A 17857-nucleotide genomic window follows, 5' to 3' on the forward strand; every position below is an offset into this window, starting at 1 on the left:
GGATGCCGTCGGCATCCGCACCTTCGCGACTCTCATCGGTTCGAGTTGCTCAGCACTTCTTCGCACGACATCGTGATGCCGTTGTAGACGACCGAACCCGTCGGGTCATCGAGGCATGCGTTGACCTGATTGACGAGGTCCGCACCCTGCGTCGTGAGCCAGACGAGCAGCATGATGCCGATGATGAGGCCGATCACGAACAGCACCGAGCCGACGATGATCGCGGCGACGGCGAAGCCGTTCTTGTAGCCGGCCTTCTTGCTCTGCACCAGCGCGACGATGCCGAGAATGAGACCGATCAGGTTCGCGAAGATCGCCACGATGAGCGCGACAATGCCGAGCGTCTTACCCGGGTACGAACCGTTCGAGGGAGCCCCGCCGTCGTAGGCGGGTGCGGACTGGTACGCGGGCGCCGTGTAGGCCGGGGCGCTGTCGTAGGCGGGGGGCGCGGGCGGCGGCGCGTACTCCCCGTACGCGGGCCGCGGTGCCGGGTTCTGACCCTCCGGGGCGGGCGAGGGATTGCTGGGGTCGCTCATGAGGCCTCCTGTGTCGATCCAGTGCGTGACGGCTCGATCTACGTTAACCGACGGACACCACCCGCGGAGCGCGCACCGCAGACATCCTGCCCGAGGATCAGCGCGTCTCGACCACGTTCTCGGCGGGCTGGACGATCGGAATCGCCTGCGTGACGGCTTCCAGCCCCGACAACCGCGCCGGCGAGAGTTGCTTGTCGACATCCGCGCGGCTCATGAGTCCGGCCTCGACGACGAGGTCCCCGACGTTGCGGTGGGTCAGCAACGCCGTCTTGGCCAGCGCCGCCGACGCCGCGTAGCCGAGGAACGGCGTCAACGCGGTGACGACACCGACCGAGGATCCCACCATGGCGCCCAGCCGTTCGTGGTTCGCCGTGATCCCATCGACGCAGTGCACCCGCAGCGTGCGCATCGCGCGACGCATCCAGGTGATCGACTGGAAAATGGAGTGCGCGATGATGGGCTCGAACGCGTTCAGCTGGAGCTGCCCCGCCTCACTGGCCATCGTGACGGTCAGATCGGCTCCTGCCACCGAGAACGCGACCTGGTTCACCACTTCGGGAATGACAGGGTTGACCTTTCCGGGCATGATCGACGACCCGGCCTGCTGCGCCGGCAGGTTGATCTCGCCGAGGCCTGCCTGCGGGCCGGACGACAGCAGCCGCAGGTCGTTGCAGATCTTCGACAGCTTCATCGCGTTGCGCTTGAGTGTCGACGAGAACGACATGAACGAGCCGGTGTCGCTCGTCGCCTCGACGAGGTCGGCGGCCGTCACGAGGTCGAGTCCCGTGATCTCCCGCAGATGGCGCAGCACGGCCGGCGCATACGCGGGATGGGTCGTGATGCCGGTGCCGATCGCCGTCGCACCCATGTTGATCTGAAAGAGCAGATAGCGGTTCTCGGTGAGGCGCTGGTGATCGTAGCCGAGGGTGGTCGCGAAGCCGTGGAATTCCTGACCGAGGGTCATCGGGACGGCATCCTGTAGCTGGGTACGCCCGATCTTGAGGATGTCGTGGAACTCGACGGCCTTCGCCATGAACGACTGACGCAGGCGGTCGAGCTCCTCCAGAAGCGTGACGAGGTCGAGGCTCAGCCCGACCTTGACGGCCGTCGGATACACATCATTCGTCGACTGCGAGCGATTCGTGTGGTCGATCGGCGAGAGGAACGCATAGTCGCCTTTCGGGCGCCCGGCCAGTTCCAGCGCGATGTTGGTGATGACCTCGTTGGCGTTCATGTTCGTCGACGTGCCAGCTCCTCCCTGGACGACCCCGACGACGAACTGGTCGTGGAACTCGCCGTCGATGACCCGCTGCGCCGCGCGATCGATGAGGTCGGCGCGCTCGGGGTCGAGCACCCCGATCTCGAGGTTCGCACGGGCGGATGCCTGCTTGACCATGGCGAGTGCCTTCACGAGATCGCGATAGACGGAGATCGGTCGTATCGAGATGGGGAAGTTCTCCAGCGCCCGCGCGGTGTGGATGCCCCAGTAGGCGTCCCTGGGAATCTCCATGGTTCCGAGGGAGTCGGTCTCGGTCCGCGTACTCGCGTCCAGTGCCATGAGTGCAGTCCTTGTGGGTCTCGTCACCGTGGATGTGTGCTTTCGAGCGTAACTCGAAAGTCTCGCGACATGAGCCAGACCTTGTCGCCCACGGCGCGGCAGCGCCCCTGAAAAGCTAGCGCGGGCGACTGGGCGTGGGGCGGGGACCTTCCCGCGGCGTGCGCACCGGGCGCCGGTCCCAAGCTCCTCCACCTCGTGGGCCGGCATACCCGGCGCCCGCGTGATCTCGCGCTAGGCACAGTCGGCTCCGGCCAAGATGGAGGAGTTTGGGACACCCGTCAGCGCAGAACCCGACGCGAGTGCCCCTCGCGCGCGTCCAGCGCTTCCGCAGCAACGAAGACGACGAGTGCGACGAGGCAGGCGGCGACGGTGACGGCGGCGACGCCGGTGAACTCGCGCGTGGCGTCGAAGACGGGGGCTGCGACGGCGACACCGAGAGTGGTGCCCGCGTACATGGCGATGTTTGCGAGCGAGGATACGGTGCCGCGGGCAGGGCCGGCGTGCTCCTGCACGGCAGCCATGAGAACAGGGAAGAGAAACCCGGCGACGGCCATGATCGCCGTCAGCAACGCGACGGCCAACGGAAGAACGCCGGTCACGGCGACGGCGGCGTAGCCGACGCTCATAGCCAGGATGCCGACCCAAAGAGACCGGGCACGGCCGAGGCGTGCGGTGAGAAAGTGGCCGAACAGCGAGCCTGCGGCATTGCCGGCACCGATGGCAATCATCGTCAGGCCGATGCCGGTGGAATCAAGGTCGAAGTCGCGGGCGAACCAAGAACCGAAGAACGACAGCGCCGCGAAGTTCCCGGTCTGGAAAACGAAGTACGCCACCAGTGCCAGCAGCAGCCGGCGCGAGCGCAGGACGTAAGCGTACCCGCCGCGGTCGTCCTGCCGACCCGGACGGGCCGGCACCGCACGCGGCACTGTGGGGAACCCGGCGAACAGCAGCACGGTGACGACCGCGGCGGCGGCGCCGACGAACACGAACGACCACCGCCACGATCCCGCGGCGAGGAAGGAGCCGATGGGGATGCCGGCGACCTGCGCGACCGCAAGCCCCGCCGTCGCGCGCCCCATTACCCGTACGAGTCGGGCGCCGGGGACGAGCTGCGGGATCGACGCCCAGACCTGCGGGGTCGCGATCGCGGCAGCGGCGCCGGCGAGAAAGCGGAAGCCGACCATCGGCCAGAAGCCCCACGCCGCCCCGCACAGCGTCGTGAGCAGGGTGAACAGCCCCATCCCGGTCAGCAGCATGCGCCGCCGGTCCACCCGATCCGAGATCGGGCCGGCGACCAGGGCGCAGACGATGTAGCCGACCGCGTAGGCGGAGACCAGAGGTCCGGATGCCGGGACGTCGACATCGAACTCGGCACGGAGAGTGGGCAGCAGCGGAGCCACGAGAAAGGTGTCGGTGCCGATCACGAACATCGTCGCGAACGACAGCCAACCCAACCGCGCCTCGCTCACGCGCTCGGCATCCGCTCGCTCGGTCGTCATCGTCTGGTCCTCTCCGGGCGCCGCTCGGCACCGGTGACGACGCTAAACTCTGACAGTGCTGTCAAGGTCAAATCGACCGGGACGGGAGGATCCGGGTGAAGATCACGGAAGCCGCGGTCGAGGCGGGTACGAGCCCGCGGATGCTGCGGTACTACGAGGCCGAAGGGCTTCTCTCTCCCGGGCGCGGCATCAACGGATACCGCGAGTACGGCACCGACGACGTTGCGGCGGCCCGGCGCATCGTCGCGCTGTCCGGAGCCGGACTCACGCTCGCCGCCATCCGCGTCGTGTTGCCGTGCGCCACTGGCGACGGCGAGTCCCTGCGAGCCTGCCCCCAGGTCGCACCCGAACTGCGTCGTCAGCTCACCGGCATCCGGGCTCAGATCGAGGCCCTCAGCGACAGCGCCGACGCCGTGCAGAGGTATCTCGATGGACTGACCAGTCGCGCGGGCCGAGTCGAAACGCGGCAAGCCCGTTCGAGCAGCGCACCACGTTTCGACTCCGTCGCTGCGCTCCCTCGCTCAACGAGCGGGTGAGTGCAGCCCGCACTGACAGGGACAAGGGAATGACTGAGACCAGCACACGGACAAGCGGGGCGGCCAAGACGCACGGGAACGTCTACTCGGCGGACTGTCCGTGCCGCGACCTGCTGGAGGTCGTGGCGAACAAGTGGGCCGCGCTGGCGATCGGTGCGCTCGCGGAGGAGCCGCTGCGGTTCGGGGCGCTCCAGCGGCGTCTGGAAGGGGTGTCGCCGAAGGTGCTGACCGCGACGCTGCGGCGGCTGGAGGACTTCGGGCTCGTGCACCGCGAAGTCATCCCAGCCGTCCCGCTGCACGTCGAGTACTCCCTGACCGAGGACGGCCGCAGCGCGTTGGAACCCGTCTTCGCGCTGCGGGACTGGGCCGAGTCGCACTACGCGCTGGCGAAGGTCCATGCCGACGGCTGAGCCCCGGCATCCACTTTCTCTCGGATAGTAGATTCCCTTGCGGGTAACCATGTGCTCGGGGTTAGCGTCGGGCTCATGACACTCACCACTCCCCCCTCAGCGACGATCCCCGCGGTCGTCTCCCGCGCCGGCGGCGCACTCGACGGCCCGGACAGTCTCGTAGATGCGCTCATGCCTTCCCCGGCGGCGCCGCGCGGACACGATCTGCTGGTCGAGGTTCGGGCGGTGTCGGTGAACCCGGTCGACGTGAAGATCCGGGCTTCGGGCAACCGAGCCCGCGCCGACCGGGTGCTCGGCTGGGATGCCTCCGGCGTCGTCGTCGCGGTCGGCGACGAGGTGACTCTGTTCGCGCCGGGCGACGAGGTCTTCTACGCGGGCAGTCTCGACCGACCCGGCTCCTACGCCTCCCGGCAGCTGGTGGACGAACGCATCGTCGGCCGCAAGCCCGCGACGCTGACGTATGCCGAGGCTGCAGCGCTGCCGCTGACGGGGATCACCGCCTGGGAAGCGCTGTTCGACAAACTTCGGCTCACTGAGCACTCCACCGGGGCGTTGCTCGTGCTCGGCGCCGCCGGCGGGGTCGGGTCGATGGTCATCCAGCTGGCAAAGGCGCTCACCGGGATGACCGTGATCGCCACGGCATCCCGGCCCGAATCCCGCGCCTGGGTGACGCAACTCGGCGCGGATATCGTGCTCGACCATAGCGCCCCCGACTTCGAGAAGCAGATCCGGGCCGCCGCGCCCGGCGGAGTGGACTGCGTGTTCACGGCGCAGAGCAGGGGCCGCATCCCGCTGTTCGTGAAGGTCCTGCGCCCGTTCGGCGAGATCGTCGCCATCGACGACGAACGCGACCTCGACTTCTACGCCCTCAAGGACAAGAGCATCTCGTGGCATTGGGAGTTCATGTTCGCCCGTTCCCGCTACGGATGGGACCTGCAGGCGCAGCACGACCTGCTGAACCGCATCGCCGCCCTGATCGACGCGGGCCGCATCCGCTCCACGGTGACCCGCGTGCTCGCGCCGCTGAACGCCGCCCGTCTGCGCGAAGCCCACGCGATCGTCGAGACCGGGCGCGCCACCGGCAAGATCGTCGTTGCTGCCGAAGCCTGAGTCGACCGGATGCCGAGACCTCGAATACTGGCTGCCACCACAGCGAGTCTCATAGGGTCGTTTGCATGAGCAGGCTGGGTAGATCTGGCGTCGCGGTCATCACCGGCGTCGGGCGTCGTCGTTCGATCGGAGCGGGCCTCGCTGTCGGCTTGGCGAGGGACGGCTGGGACCTCGCACTCAACTACTGGCGGCCGTACGACGATCGCGTGGGGCTTGAGGGCGGCTCCGCTGATCCGGAGTCGGTGGCAGACGAGTGTCGCGCCTTCGGTGCGACCGTCGAACTCATCCCCGGCGACCTCACTAGCCCCGACGAGCCGGCAGAGCTCCTCCGAGCCGCGCAATCCATCGGGCCCGTGACGGGCCTTGTCATGTCGCACGCCGAGTCAGTCGATAGCTCGATCTTGACTACAACCCTCGAAAGCTGGGACCGCCACTTCGCCGTGAACGCGCGAGCGACATGGCTGCTGATCAAAGCGTTCGCGGAGCAGCTTCCTCCCACAGCTCCGGACGAGACGACCGGTCACATCGTCGCGCTCACCAGCGATCACACTGTCCACAATCTTCCCTACGGCGCCAGTAAGGGCGCTCTGGACCGCATCGTGACTGCGGCAGCTGTCGAACTCGCTGACCGTGGAGTGCGTGCGAACGTCGTGAATCCAGGCCCCGTCGACAACGGGTGGATGAGCGACGAGGTGCGCGCCTGGTGTGTCGAGGCGACTCCCGCCGGCAGACTCGGCACCTCAGGACGCCGCGAATCTCGTCCGATTCCTCTTCTCCGCCGAGGGATCCTGGATCAACGGACAGATCCTGTACAGCAACGGCGGCTTCAAGGTCGGTTGACGCGCGTTGCCAATTCGGTAGCGATTGATCACCAGCCTCGCTGGCGTGGAAACCACTATTTCGTGGTCGCCTGACACCGGATGCCGACCTCGCGCGTCGGGACATCAACCTTCCCAGCCGAGCACGCCCGCGTGAGCGATGGCTTCGATGACGACGAACGAGGCGAATGCGAGCAGACAGGCGCCGCATACCAGTTCGATCGCCGCCCGCACCTTGGGTCGCGTCAGGTGCCTTCTGGCGAAGCCCGACAGCACAGCGACGCCGCTGAGGAAGGTGAGGCCGAGGACTGCGTGCATCGCCCCGAGCAGCGCGCCGAGCCACGGCGTGATCTCCTGCCCGAGGAACAGTCCCGGCATCACTGACAGGTAGAAGACACCGATCTTGGGATTCAGCAGGTTCGTCATCAGGCCGGTGAAGAAGTATGCCGCGGGACCCGTCGTCGGGGGGTGCGGCCTGCTCATCGGCATCCAGAACATCGACGGGGGACGACCGCCAGGTTGATAGCCCCGAGAGGAACGTTGCGTAGGCGAGGTACCCGAGGTAGATGCCTCCCGCCGCGGCGATCGCACTGTAGGCGAGGACGTTCCGGCTCAGCAGGAGAGCGACTCCCAGACCGGCGAGCAGGCCCCAGACGATCGGCCCGCACACGATGCCAGCGGCGGTGATCGTCCCCGCGCGCGAACCGTCGCGAAGGCTCGTGCGGAGGACGAGTACGGTGTCGGCACCGGGCATCAGCACGACGACCGCCGCGACGGCCGCGAAGGCGATGAGCGAACTCAACATGTCAACTGCCCTGGCGAGCAGCTGCCCAGCGTCCGGACATTGGATTCCTTTGTCACGTCGTTGCAGTTGTCCCCATGCTCTACGATCGTGACAATGCTTCTGTCGAACAGATGGTCAGTACCGATGAATCTGAGGCGAAAGGCAGGCACGACCGTGATCGCATTGGACGAGATCGACCGCGAAGTGGTCCGGATCCTTCAGGATGAGGGGCGAGTCTCGGTGACCGAGCTGGCAGGGCGAATCCATCTCTCCCAGCCCGCGGCATCCGCCCGACTGCGCCGACTGGAGGACGCCGGGATCATCGTCGGCTACGGGGCCAGGATCGCGCCCGAGTCCGTCGGACTCGCCACGCGTGCCCTCATCCGGCTCCGCACCACCCACGCGCAGATCGCCGATGCACTCACGCAGTTCGGAAGGCTCACCGAGATCACCCGGATACTCCGCGTCACCGGCGAGGACTGCTTCGTCGTCGATGTGCACGCCCGCGATGCCCGTCGCTTGGAAGAGGTCATCGACGCGATCGGCCGCTTCGGGCCGGTCAGCACATCCCTCGTCCTCCGCGAATATCCCGCGCACCCCATCACGCCGGCATCCTGACGCCGCGCTCCGCGCCACTCCGTCAGGTCGGGTCTTCGAGAAGTGCCCGGAGGTTCTTCTTGTAGACGCGGAACGCGGTGCGCCCGTCTTCGGTCAGGCCGATGTAAGTGACAGGGCTGCGCCCCTCCAGCACCTTGCGCACGTGGACGTAGCCGCTCTCTTCGAGTTTGCGGAGGTGCGTGGCGAGGTTTCCGGACGTCGCGCCGAGCAGCTTCTGAAGACGAGGGAAGGACAGCGAGTCACCGGGGCCGAAGGTGTCCAGGATCGTGACAATGCGCAGTCTCGCTTGGACGTGGATGACCGGGTCGAGCTCATCCATCGGTTCCCCGTGTGATCCGGCCAGAGATGAACTGTGGGCGGGCTGCCTGGATCGCGGCGAGCGCGAGAAAGCCGACTCCTCCCGCAACTCCGGCGAGAAGGTTGTGCGGCGGCGGCAACGCGACCGATGCAAACCCGACGACGAACGTCCAGCATCCGAAGACCAGTTGCGACCTGTCGTTCCACATCGCGGCACCGACGACGAACAGGATGCCGACGATGAGGCACGTGGCGGCGACCCAGTACGACAGCATCGGCTCCAGCGGGACACCCAGGCTGATCAGGCGCCAGCCGAGCAGACCCATGAGCGTGAACGCGATCCCGAACGTGTTGCCGTAGATCGCGCCTTGCACCATCGACGGGCCGCGCGACCCGGCACTGCGGCGGGCGGAATGAACGGCCGACAACACGATCGCCGCGACGAGAACCCCCAACCCCATCACCAAGCCCAGTGCGAGAGGGATCAACGGCTGCTCCACCGGAACGAACGCGGCATAGAGCGCCAGGAAGCCCACTGTCCACGCGATGCCCCAGATCGAATAGAGCAGGACGACGTTCGGTGCGAAAGCGCGCTGCGCCTCTCGCTGGTCCGCTTCAATCCCCCGCAGGATCGAGGACGGATCGCCGGGGTGCTCATCGTCAGCCACGATTTGTTTCTACCACACGGTACTTTCTATTGCACATTACTTTGTGGTAGAAAGTAGATCCATGGTGGCGCACACCGCACCGACGGCGACGGAGTAGGTGGGGGTGGTTGCCGGTGTCCGACACGCGAGCAGAGGTGACGCAGGCTCCCGGCGGATTCGGTGCGGCAGCGCGGGATCTCGCACCCTTTCCCGCGATCATGAGCGGCTACGCGGTCTTCTACGCGGTGTCGTGGCCGTTCGCATGGGGCTGGGGCGGCGGCGTTGCGTTGCTGATCGTCCTGGTCGCCGCGGCGCTCCTTGTGGTCCGCGCGGTCACGCAGATTCGACACGCTGCGCTTTTCCGGGACACCCCGACGCCGGAGATCGAACGGGAACGCAAGGCGATGACGGTGCTGAACAGCATCACGCATCCGGTCTACCTGTTCCCTTCGATCCTGCTGATCGCGTTCGGGGAAGGCAGATGGGTGCTCCCGCTGATGGTCTTCGTGATCGGTGCGCACTTCCTGCCGATGGCACGCATCCTCGATCGCAAAGTGGACTACGTTCTGGGCCCCGTCACAATGGTCTCGGCAATCATCGCTGGCCTCCTCGCCCTCGACACACAGGTTTCCTGGCTGGTGGTGTTCGCGGTGGCGGGCACTGGCGGCGCAGTATCGACACTCAGCTACGCGCTCTACCTGGCGAAGGAGTATCGGCGGCTCTGCGTGCGCGAAGGCGTCGCCTTCCCGCCACGAGAGCACCAGGAGCACCGGGAGCACCGAGAGCACGCCTAAAGTATGGGTGGGAGGTGGATGCCGTGGCGAGGCGTGGGGTGTTGATCAAGCTGACGCTAATGTTGCTGTGTCTCGGTGCCCTGCCCCTTGTTCCCGAGGTTCCTCATCCCCTCACCTTCGCGCTGTTGGCGCTCGCGCTCGTCGCCGCGGTTCCCCTCTTCCTGCGGTTCGCTCGCACGGCGTGCCGCCGCTCCGTCGTGCCTGTTCGACCGCGGGTTCACCGTGCGGTGCCACGCGGTGCATGGCAGCTGCTTCTTCCAGTCGCTCCCGGCGCGGCGGGGACGGTGCGCTCGCGTGCACCGTCGGGCACGGTCGCCGCCCACAGTTAGTCAGCTCGATCTTCGGCCGCACCCTGCTCGGGTGTGGGACCGGTGACGCGTGGGTGGCACCGTTCGCAACCGACTGCCCACACGCGACCAGAGGCGACTTGTGCACCCGAGAACCCCGCCGACCGACCCTTATTCACCGCCGCTCGTCGAGGTGAGCGCGGCGAGCGTGAGCTCGTACGACACGCTCCTGCTCGCGCCGACATCCTTCAGCGCGTGGCCCGGCCAGATCGTGGCGCTCCGCGGCGAGAACGGGGCGGGCAAGACGACGCTCCTACGTGTGCTGGCAGGTCGCATCAGGGCGACCACGGGCCTCGTGCAGGTCGATGGCGGTCCGGTGAACGAACGCGATCCGCGGTTCCGCCGCAGGGTCGCGGCCATGATCGGATTGCCGCCGATGGCATCCGACCTGACCGTGTTCGATCACGTCGCCCTCGTGTCTTCGACGTGGGAGGCGAGCCCGGGTTCCGTGGATGCCGCGACGCGCCGCGTGCTGGAAGAGTTCGGTCTCACCGCGCTGGCGTCTCGGTATCCCCACGAACTCTCCTCCGGACAGACCCAACTGTTCGGGCTCGCCCTGGTGTTCGTCCGACCCTTCGGCGTGCTCCTGCTCGATGAGCCGGAGCAACGCCTCGACGCCGGACGGATCGAACTGCTCACCCGAGCGATGCTCGCCCGCCGACGTTCCGGAGCGACGATCGTCGCCGCCACCCACAGCGACAGCCTGGCGGACCGCACGGCCGACTTCACCGTCACGCTCGAGGCGCACGCATGAGAGCCGGGCAGCTCTCGGCGGCACGGGCGATCTGGGGGGCACGACGCGCACCGACGGGCGGCGGCGCCTACGCGCTCTATGCGTTCGTCCTCGCAGCCGTGTTCTTCGTCGTTCCCGTCGTCCATGCCCTCTGGGTGGTCATAACGACCCCCGACGGGATCGCGACGCTGACCTCGGTGGACGCTCCCGGCATCCTCTCGTTCGGCGTCGCGGTGCTCTGGTCGGGCGGGCTGCTGGTGGGGCGAAAGCGCGGGCCGGCGCTGTTGCCGCCGTTTCTGCTCTACGCGCTGACCGGCAGCGAGATCCGCCGCTCCGTCGCACTGCGGAGGCCACTGCTTCGCTCCGCCGCAGTCATCGTCACGGTACTCGTGGCGAGTGCAACCCTCGTCGGGACGGTGTTGATCAGTCACGGTCAGACACGAATCTTGGATGCCGCGGCATTCGTGGTCGCAGTGGGCGCGGCCGGCATCGTGGCCACGCTGTCCTGGCTCACCGGGCAGGTGTTCCCGCGAGCGAGTCTCCCGCTCGGACTCGCCATCATCGTCGTTGCCGGGCTGAGCCTGTCGTCACCGCAGCTCTCCACCTTCGTTCCCTGGGGATGGGTCGGCGCGACCTATCCCACGTCCGGATCACCGGGCTTTCCCCTGGTGAGCCTGGTCATCCTCGCCGCGTCGTTCTCTGCCGCGACCCCGCTGCTGCTCAACAGTCTCACCGGCGTGCAACTCAGCATCCAGGCAGCGGATTGGGAACGGGCCACGGCGTTCTCACTCTCGTTCGACTTCCGCGCGGCATCCGCCGTCTACGGAGGCGAACCACGATGGGGAAGAGGGATCCGAGCCGTCCGACCGGGGAGGTATCGATGGGCAACGTTCCTGGTGAGAGACCTGATCGGGCAGGTCCGGATGCCGGTGCATGCTCTCGCGGCGATCACGGCCAGCGCGACGGCGGGGGTCGCGATCACGATCTCGTTCCTTCCCGGCATGCCGTCCGCGCTCCTAGCCGGGGCGGCGGGAGTTCTGGCCTATGCGGCCGGCGGCCCACTCACCAGAGGGCTGCGGCATGCTGCCAACGTGGCGGGCGACTATCCGCTGTACGGCATCAGTGACCGGCACCTCGTCGCGCTGCACACGCTGTTCCCGCTCGCCACCCTGATCGTGATCCTGTCGCTCGCGGCGGCGAGCGCCGCCCTTGCCAGCGACACGACGCTCGGGATCGCGCTCGCGGGAGCGTGGGCGATCGGCATCCTCACGCTCGCGCTGCGCCTCAGCGATGCGCTGAAGGGCCCCTTGCCGCCGAGCCTGCTCGCGCCGCTGAGTACTCCGGCGGGCGACCTCAGCGTCGTGATGCGCATCGGCTGGGCCGTCAGCGAGGCCGTGGTCGCGATTCTCGGAGCAGTCGCCGCGGGCATGCTCCCCGACTCCCCGGTTCCGCTGATCTTGGTCAGCGCGTTGGTCGGGCTGCAGGTCCTGGTCCGGTGGCGGAAACGACGGTGAGCGACCGGGCCCGTCGGCGGCAACACGCGGTCAGGACCCACACTCATCGACCCCGGGATCACGCCGCCTTCAGCGGAGTGATCGCTGCGATCTGGTCGGCGGCGCGGTCCTCGGCAAGGTCCAACTCGTAACGAGACTGCAGGTTGAGCCAGAACTGCGCCGAGACGCCGAAGTAGCGCTCGAGACGCAGGGCCGTATCCGCCGAGAGCCCCCGCTTGCCGTGAACGATCTCGTTGATCCGCCGGGGCGGAACCCCGATGGCGACGGCGAGCTTGTTCTGCGTGATCCCGAACTCCTTGATGAAATCCTCCATGAGGATCTCGCCCGGGTGAACCGGGGGAATCTTGTCAGTGATAGTCAACGATCTCCACCTCCTCTGGTCCTGCGTCGGTCCACATAAAGCAAATCCGCCACTGGTCGTTGATCCTGATGCTATGTTGCCCAGCTCGACCGCCTTTCAGCGCTTCGAGCCGGTTGCCCGGCGGGATTCGGAGATCGTCCAACGACTCTGCGGCCCCCACCTGACGCAGCTTCCGCAACGCCGTCGAGTGAATCCGCGGATCGACAGACGGCACACGTTCACGACGCCACAGTCGTTCGGTGTCCTTGTTCCCGAACGAACGGATCATGTTCCGATCATATAACGCTGAGCGTCAATAACGCCAGGCGTTATGCCGGACAGCCAGCGGATCACGGACACCGACCGCCACGCGCCGTCAGCGCTTGCGCGAGAACGCCTCGAGCCGTTCGGCGGGGCTCAGTGCCGCCATGCGCGCGGTCCACTCCGGCGTGAAGAAGTCCGCGGTGTCCGCAGTCCCGACCGGCACGACGGCGTGCGTGACGGTGTCGTCGTAGACGTGCACGAGGTGGAAGGACTGCCCGGCATCCATCCCGTTCACCTCCTGCGGCGGCCGCTGCAGGTTCATCGTGTAGCAGGTGGCCGAAGCGACGCAGACCGGGATGCCGTGGAAGGTCCCCGACGTGGAGTAGTGCAGGTGACCGGCGAGGATCGCGCGCACGTCGCTGCCGGCTATCGCGGCGGCGAGTTCGTCCTGGTGGCGCAGCTCCAGGATGTCGAAGAAGGGGATGTGGCTCGGCAACGGCGGGTGATGCAGGGCGAGGATCGTTCCGAGCGGCGCCGGTGTGGCGAGGATGCCGCGGAGCCACTCCAGCTGCGCGGCGTCGAGGTCGCCGTGGTGCCAGCCAGGCACGGACGAGTCGAGCGCGATCAGCCGCAGTCCGTCCAGGTCCCACACGCCTGTCACGGGCTGCTCGGTCGGCGCGTCGTCGAGCAGTCCCGCCCGCAGGGCTGGACGTTCGTCGTGGTTGCCCGCGACCCAGACCACCGGGGCGCCCAGGCGCGCCGCGAACGGCTCCACCTCGGCACGGAGGGCCGCATACGCCTCCGGCTCGCCGAGATCCGTGAGGTCGCCGGTGAACACGATGGCGTCCGGACGGATGCCGGTGCGCAGGGCGGCGGCGAGGGTGGCGGTCAGGTTCGCCGCCGTGTCGTATCGCCCGCCCAGCGGCGGGTTGCCGGCGAGCAGGTGCGTGTCGCTGAGGTGGATGATCACCCGCCGCGCGGGCGCGTGCCGGCCGAACTGCACCGTGTCTCCCGCGCCGTCTCCTGCACCGCTCGCCGTGACCATGCCCACAGCCTAGGCGGAGCCGCGAAGCGCGTGACCCGCACAGCCCGGGTGTGACGATCAGCGGACGACGATGAGGAGCAGCCCGCCGAGCACCGCGAGTCCGCAGAGACCGAAGGCGCCATAGGCACCGACGAGCGCCAGGCGCTTCTGGCCGTCGGTCAGCGGGCTCTTCTTGGCGGCCTTGGCGGCGGCCTTCGCGGCGCGCCGCGCCTCTTTCTCGCTGATGACGGTGATGGCATCGGTGAACTCGGCCGGGGCGACGACCGGCGCGTGCCCGGAGCGCACGAGCAGTCGCAGTCCTGCGGCGTAGAACCCGACGACGAGGAGCGCGCCGACGAGGGCGGCGGCGAACACCTGAACGAAGGCGAACCAGTCGATCGTGATCTCCATCAGCGGCCGCCCTTCGACTCGGCATCCTGCGTCGTCGCCGGCTCCGTCTCGACCCTCTTCTTCTCGGCACGGGTGACCGCCTTTCGCCTCACGACACGACGGGTGGGCGGCGGGTTGCGCTTGACCTTGACGGCGAGCCCGGAGTCGGCGACCTCGCTCATCGCGTTGGAGGCGTCGACCTGGTTGCGCCGCGAACGCCAGAACACTCCGACGATGATCGCGACGGCGAGGAGAGCATCGACGACGATGCCCCAGCTGCCGAACCAGACCACGATCAGCGCCGCGACGGCTCCCACGGCGCCAGAGGCCGGCAGCGTCAGCACCCAGCCGACTGCGATGCGGCCGACGGTGCGCCACCGGACCTTCGAGCCGCGGCGGCCCAGGCCCGAGCCGATGACCGAGCCCGAAGCGACCTGTGTCGTGGACAGGGCGAATCCGAGGGCGCTGGAGGCGAGGATCGTCGCCGCCGTCGAGGTCTCCGCGGAGAATCCCTGTGCGGGTTTCACGTCGGTGAGACCCTTCCCGAGTGTGCGGATGATGCGCCAGCCACCCATGTAGGTTCCGAGCGCGATCGTCAGGGCACACGCGAAGATGACCCACGTCTGCGGGTCGGCGTGATCGCCGTCCTGCCAGCCCGCCATGATCAGCGCGAGCGTGATGACACCCATCGTCTTCTGCGCGTCGTTGGTGCCGTGCGCGAGCGCGACGAGGCTCGATGTGAAGATCTGACCCCAGCGGAACCCGTCACGGCCGTCGGGCTTGTTGTCGTAGCGGCGCGTCGCGGCATACGCGAGCCGGGTCACCAGAAATGCGATGACTCCCGCCGTGAACGGTGCGATCAACGCCGGGAGCACGACCTTGCTCAGCACCATGCCGAAGTCGATCGCCGCCAGGCTCGCACCTACGAGTGTCGCGCCGATGAGGCCGCCGAACAGGGCGTGCGACGAGCTCGAGGGAAGACCCAGCAACCACGTCAGCATGTTCCACGTGATCGCCCCGATGAGCCCGGCGAAGATGATCGGCAGGAATGCGAGCGGAGTGATCTGCTCTTCACGAATGATGCCGTGCGAGATCGTCTTCGATACTTCCGTCGACAGAAACGCTCCGACGAGATTCAGACTCGCCGCGAGAAGCACCGCGACCTTCGGCTTGAGCGCGCCGGTCGCGATGGGCGTCGCCATCGCATTGGCAGTGTCGTGGAAGCCGTTCGTGAAGTCGAAGAACAGCGCCAGCGCGATGACCAGCACGACGATGAGGGCGGCGGTTTCCACAGTTCGCTTTCGTCGGGATATCGAAAGAAAGGGGGCCGACGGGATCGGCGGTGCGAACGAACAGTTCACCGTGTGTTCATCATCCGGCAACCGGACCACGCAAATCCTCGCACATCGGCACGCGTTCACCGAACCGGTCGCGCGATCGGTCGGTTAGCGTGGACGGCGTGAGTACGCCTGTTCCACCCGTCGCCCCCGTCCATCCCGTCACCCGCACGCACCACGGCGATGAGGTCGTCGACCGGTACGAATGGTTGCGCGCGAAGGAGGATGCCGACGTGATCGCGCACCTCGAGGCCGAGAACGCGTACACGGCGCAGCGCACGGCGCACCTGGCAGGACTGCGGGAGCGCATCTTCGACGAGATCAAGGGGCGCACACTCGAGACGGACTTGTCCGTGCCGACACGTCAGGGCGACTGGTGGTACTACGGCCGGACTGTCGAGGGGCAGCAGTACGGCATCCACTGCCGCGCGCCGCTCGCCTCCCCCGACGACTGGACGCCGCCGCTGCTGACGCCGGGAGAACCGGTGCCCGGGGAGATCGTGCTTCTCGACGGCAACGTCGAGGCCACTGGCCACGAGTTCTTCTCGCTCGGCAGCTTCGACGTCTCCACCGACGGCGCACGCCTGCTCTACGGCGTCGATGTCGCCGGTGACGAGCGCTACACGCTGCGGGTGCGCGACCTCACCACCGGCGAGGACCTCGCCGACGTCGTTGAGAACACCTCATCGGGGGCGTGCTTCTCGCCCGACGGCCGCTTCGTCGTGTACACGACCGTCGATGACGCCTGGCGACCCGACACGGTGTGGCTGCACGAAGTGGGAACGGATGCCGACGACGATGCGCGGCTGTTCCACGAACCCGACGAGCGGTACTGGGTGGGCGCCGGCTTCACGCGCAGCGAGCGTTACCTCGTCATCGAGGTCGGCTCATCGATCACGAGCGAGGAGTATCTCGTCCCGGCATCCGACCTGCGCGCCGAGCCGCGCTCGATCTGGCCGCGCCGCGAAGGAGTCGAATACTCCGCGACGCACGCGATCGTCGGCGGCGAAGACGTGCTGTACGTGCTGCACAACGAGAACGCGCTGGACTTCGAACTCGTGCGCGTGAGCGCGACGGACCCCGGCGGTGCACGCACGGTGGTACTCCCTCACGTCCCCGGCAGGCGTCTGCTCGACGTGTCGGCGTTCCGCGACTGGGCCGTCGTTTCGTACCGGCGCGAGGGACTGGCTCGGATGGGCATCCTCGAGTACGCGAGCGGCTCAGTGCGGGAGCTGGCCTTCGAGGAGGAGCTGTACACGGCGGGCGCATCGGGCAACCCGGAGTGGGCGCCGCCGGTGGTGCGCCTCGGGTACGGTTCGTTCGTGACGCCCGGCACGGTCTACGACTACGTCGTCGCGACCGGCGAGTTCCTGCTGCGCAAGCGCCAGCCGGTGCTCGGCGGCTACGACCCGGCCGAGTACGGCCAGCGGCGGGAGTGGGCCACGGCATCCGACGGCACGCGCGTGCCGGTGTCGCTCGTGTGGAAGCGCTCGTTCGGGGATCCGCCGGGCGAGTCTCACGATGGCGCAAGCGGCGGCGCGGCGCGGCCGGTGCATCTGTACGGCTACGGATCGTACGAGCACTCGATCGAGCCGGGCTTCTCCGTCGCGCGACTGTCGATGCTCGACCGTGGCGTCGTGTTCGCGATCGCGCACGTGCGCGGCGGCGGCGAGCTCGGGAGGCAGTGGTACGAGGACGGCAAGCTGCGGCACAAGCGCAACACGTTCACCGACTTCGTGGCCGTCGCCTCGCACCTCGTCGCCACCGGGACCACGACGCCGTCGCTGCTCGTCGCCGAGGGCGGGTCGGCCGGCGGCCTCTTGATGGGCGCGGTTGCAAACTTGGCGCCCGAGCTGTTCGCCGGCATCCTCGCCGACGTCCCCTTCGTCGATGCGCTGACGACGATCCTGGACCCGTCGCTGCCGCTGACGGTCATCGAATGGGACGAATGGGGCGACCCGCTGCACGACGCCGACGTCTACGCGTACATGAAGTCGTACTCGCCGTACGAGAACGTGCGGGACGGGGTGCGGTACCCCCGCATCCTCGCCGTGACCTCGCTCAACGACACGCGCGTGTACTACGTGGAGCCTGCCAAGTGGGTCGCGCGGCTGCGGGAGGTCGGTGCGGATGCGCTGCTGAAGTGCGAGATGGTCGCCGGCCACGGCGGCGTCAGCGGCCGCTACAACTCCTGGCACCAGCGCGCCTTCGAGCTGGCGTGGCTCTTGGACGTACTCGGCCTCACCGACGCCTGAGCCGGGCCGGGATGCCGGGGCGCGCCCGGAGCGGAGCGGCGCACGC

At 67.8% G+C, this 17857-nt stretch carries 19 protein-coding genes and 2 pseudogenes; 9 read left to right on the plus strand and 12 right to left on the minus strand.

Annotated features, from left to right (window positions below; genetic code table 11):
- Window positions 1-32: 32 nt before the first annotated feature.
- From WBP48_RS02900 to WBP48_RS02910, 3 genes are all read right to left on the minus strand, one after another.
- The gene (locus WBP48_RS02900) at window positions 33-536 is read right to left on the minus strand and encodes a DUF4190 domain-containing protein (RefSeq protein WP_424435821.1); all 504 of its coding nucleotides are present in this window, start codon (window positions 534-536) and stop codon (window positions 33-35) included.
- 97 nt (window positions 537-633) lie between these two features.
- The gene (locus tag WBP48_RS02905; RefSeq protein WP_424435824.1) at window positions 634-2094 is read right to left on the minus strand and encodes an aspartate ammonia-lyase; all 1461 of its coding nucleotides are present in this window, start codon (window positions 2092-2094) and stop codon (window positions 634-636) included.
- Window positions 2095-2372: 278 nt separating this feature from the next.
- The gene (locus WBP48_RS02910) at window positions 2373-3593 is read right to left on the minus strand and encodes an MFS transporter (RefSeq protein ID WP_424435827.1); all 1221 of its coding nucleotides are present in this window, start codon (window positions 3591-3593) and stop codon (window positions 2373-2375) included.
- A 95-nt stretch (window positions 3594-3688) separates the two neighbouring features.
- Between WBP48_RS02910 and WBP48_RS02915 the strand changes: the two genes are divergently transcribed.
- From WBP48_RS02915 to WBP48_RS02930, 4 genes and pseudogenes are all read left to right on the plus strand, one after another.
- Window positions 3689-4129 carry a MerR family transcriptional regulator gene (locus WBP48_RS02915; RefSeq protein ID WP_424435830.1) on the plus strand — a complete coding sequence of 147 codons (441 nt, stop codon included), beginning with the start codon at window positions 3689-3691 and terminating at the stop codon, window positions 4127-4129.
- Between the two features lie 29 nt (window positions 4130-4158).
- Complete coding sequence (locus WBP48_RS02920; RefSeq protein ID WP_424435833.1) at window positions 4159-4539, plus strand: winged helix-turn-helix transcriptional regulator; 381 nt, start codon at window positions 4159-4161, stop codon at window positions 4537-4539.
- A gap of 75 nt (window positions 4540-4614) precedes the next feature.
- On the plus strand, window positions 4615-5649 hold the full coding sequence (locus WBP48_RS02925; protein WP_424435836.1) for a zinc-binding alcohol dehydrogenase family protein: 1035 nt from the start codon (window positions 4615-4617) through the stop codon (window positions 5647-5649).
- Window positions 5650-5714: 65 nt separating this feature from the next.
- A pseudogene (locus WBP48_RS02930) lies at window positions 5715-6489 on the plus strand (SDR family oxidoreductase).
- 104 nt (window positions 6490-6593) lie between these two features.
- Here the strand turns inward: WBP48_RS02930 and WBP48_RS02935 are convergent.
- Both WBP48_RS02935 and WBP48_RS02940 read right to left on the minus strand, forming a co-directional pair.
- The gene (locus tag WBP48_RS02935; protein WP_424435839.1) at window positions 6594-6950 is read right to left on the minus strand and encodes a LysE family translocator; all 357 of its coding nucleotides are present in this window, start codon (window positions 6948-6950) and stop codon (window positions 6594-6596) included.
- A 64-nt stretch (window positions 6951-7014) separates the two neighbouring features.
- Window positions 7015-7272, minus strand: a pseudogene (locus WBP48_RS02940) (LysE family transporter); the annotation flags it as partial.
- A gap of 123 nt (window positions 7273-7395) precedes the next feature.
- On the opposite strand from WBP48_RS02940, the gene WBP48_RS02945 reads away from it, so the two are divergent.
- Window positions 7396-7869 carry an Lrp/AsnC family transcriptional regulator gene (locus WBP48_RS02945; RefSeq protein WP_424435842.1) on the plus strand — a complete coding sequence of 158 codons (474 nt, stop codon included), beginning with the start codon at window positions 7396-7398 and terminating at the stop codon, window positions 7867-7869.
- A 22-nt stretch (window positions 7870-7891) separates the two neighbouring features.
- Here the strand turns inward: WBP48_RS02945 and WBP48_RS02950 are convergent, their stop codons facing one another.
- Both WBP48_RS02950 and WBP48_RS02955 read right to left on the minus strand, forming a co-directional pair.
- Window positions 7892-8188 (minus strand): transcriptional regulator, encoded by a 297-nt coding sequence (locus WBP48_RS02950; protein ID WP_424435845.1) that lies wholly within the window; start codon window positions 8186-8188, stop codon window positions 7892-7894.
- Complete coding sequence (locus WBP48_RS02955; protein WP_424435848.1) at window positions 8181-8834, minus strand: hypothetical protein; 654 nt, start codon at window positions 8832-8834, stop codon at window positions 8181-8183. Before WBP48_RS02955 ends, WBP48_RS02950 begins: the two co-directional genes overlap by 8 nt.
- Before the next feature lie 113 nt (window positions 8835-8947).
- On the opposite strand from WBP48_RS02955, the gene WBP48_RS02960 reads away from it, so the two are divergent.
- From WBP48_RS02960 to WBP48_RS02970, 3 genes are all read left to right on the plus strand, one after another.
- Window positions 8948-9607 (plus strand): DUF7010 family protein, encoded by a 660-nt coding sequence (locus WBP48_RS02960; protein WP_424435851.1) that lies wholly within the window; start codon window positions 8948-8950, stop codon window positions 9605-9607.
- A 495-nt stretch (window positions 9608-10102) separates the two neighbouring features.
- On the plus strand, window positions 10103-10708 hold the full coding sequence (locus WBP48_RS02965; RefSeq protein ID WP_424435854.1) for an ABC transporter ATP-binding protein: 606 nt from the start codon (window positions 10103-10105) through the stop codon (window positions 10706-10708).
- Window positions 10705-12201, plus strand: coding sequence for a hypothetical protein (locus WBP48_RS02970; RefSeq protein WP_424435857.1), 1497 nt, complete (start codon window positions 10705-10707; stop codon window positions 12199-12201). Before WBP48_RS02965 ends, WBP48_RS02970 begins: the two co-directional genes overlap by 4 nt.
- A 58-nt stretch (window positions 12202-12259) precedes the next feature.
- Here the strand turns inward: WBP48_RS02970 and WBP48_RS02975 are convergent, their stop codons facing one another.
- From WBP48_RS02975 to WBP48_RS02995, 5 genes are all read right to left on the minus strand, one after another.
- The gene (locus WBP48_RS02975; protein WP_424435860.1) at window positions 12260-12562 is read right to left on the minus strand and encodes a HigA family addiction module antitoxin; all 303 of its coding nucleotides are present in this window, start codon (window positions 12560-12562) and stop codon (window positions 12260-12262) included.
- Entirely contained in the window at window positions 12549-12830 is a 282-nt protein-coding gene (locus WBP48_RS02980; RefSeq protein WP_424435863.1) for a type II toxin-antitoxin system RelE/ParE family toxin, read from the minus strand. Before WBP48_RS02980 ends, WBP48_RS02975 begins: the two co-directional genes overlap by 14 nt.
- A gap of 87 nt (window positions 12831-12917) precedes the next feature.
- Window positions 12918-13850 (minus strand): metallophosphoesterase, encoded by a 933-nt coding sequence (locus WBP48_RS02985; RefSeq protein WP_424435866.1) that lies wholly within the window; start codon window positions 13848-13850, stop codon window positions 12918-12920.
- 57 nt (window positions 13851-13907) lie between these two features.
- Entirely contained in the window at window positions 13908-14240 is a 333-nt protein-coding gene (locus WBP48_RS02990) for a peptidase (RefSeq protein ID WP_424435869.1), read from the minus strand.
- A complete protein-coding gene (locus WBP48_RS02995; RefSeq protein WP_424435872.1) occupies window positions 14240-15511 on the minus strand; it encodes an anion permease in 1272 nt (423 codons plus the stop codon). Before WBP48_RS02995 ends, WBP48_RS02990 begins: the two co-directional genes overlap by 1 nt.
- Window positions 15512-15678: 167 nt before the next feature.
- On the opposite strand from WBP48_RS02995, the gene WBP48_RS03000 reads away from it, so the two are divergent.
- Window positions 15679-17811: a S9 family peptidase gene (locus tag WBP48_RS03000; protein WP_424435875.1), complete on the plus strand. Its 2133-nt coding sequence runs from the start codon at window positions 15679-15681 to the stop codon at window positions 17809-17811.
- Window positions 17812-17857: the final 46 nt, after the last annotated feature.

It is taken from the genome of Microbacterium sp. (assembly GCF_049661145.1).
Taxonomy (GTDB): domain Bacteria; phylum Actinomycetota; class Actinomycetes; order Actinomycetales; family Microbacteriaceae; genus Microbacterium.

Coding starts and splice junctions, on each gene's coding strand:
- WBP48_RS02985 (WP_424435866.1), bottom strand. CDS start 13,850: ATGGTCACGGCGAGCGGTGCAGGAGACGGCGCGGGAGACACGGTGCAG.
- WBP48_RS02935 (WP_424435839.1), bottom strand. CDS start 6,950: ATGAGCAGGCCGCACCCCCCGACGACGGGTCCCGCGGCATACTTCTTC.
- WBP48_RS02920 (WP_424435833.1), top strand. CDS start 4,159: ATGACTGAGACCAGCACACGGACAAGCGGGGCGGCCAAGACGCACGGG.
- WBP48_RS02950 (WP_424435845.1), bottom strand. CDS start 8,188: ATGGATGAGCTCGACCCGGTCATCCACGTCCAAGCGAGACTGCGCATT.
- WBP48_RS02910 (WP_424435827.1), bottom strand. CDS start 3,593: ATGACGACCGAGCGAGCGGATGCCGAGCGCGTGAGCGAGGCGCGGTTG.
- WBP48_RS02970 (WP_424435857.1), top strand. CDS start 10,705: ATGAGAGCCGGGCAGCTCTCGGCGGCACGGGCGATCTGGGGGGCACGA.
- WBP48_RS02905 (WP_424435824.1), bottom strand. CDS start 2,094: ATGGCACTGGACGCGAGTACGCGGACCGAGACCGACTCCCTCGGAACC.
- WBP48_RS02900 (WP_424435821.1), bottom strand. CDS start 536: ATGAGCGACCCCAGCAATCCCTCGCCCGCCCCGGAGGGTCAGAACCCG.
- WBP48_RS02945 (WP_424435842.1), top strand. CDS start 7,396: ATGAATCTGAGGCGAAAGGCAGGCACGACCGTGATCGCATTGGACGAG.
- WBP48_RS02980 (WP_424435863.1), bottom strand. CDS start 12,830: ATGATCCGTTCGTTCGGGAACAAGGACACCGAACGACTGTGGCGTCGT.
- WBP48_RS02990 (WP_424435869.1), bottom strand. CDS start 14,240: ATGGAGATCACGATCGACTGGTTCGCCTTCGTTCAGGTGTTCGCCGCC.
- WBP48_RS02925 (WP_424435836.1), top strand. CDS start 4,615: ATGACACTCACCACTCCCCCCTCAGCGACGATCCCCGCGGTCGTCTCC.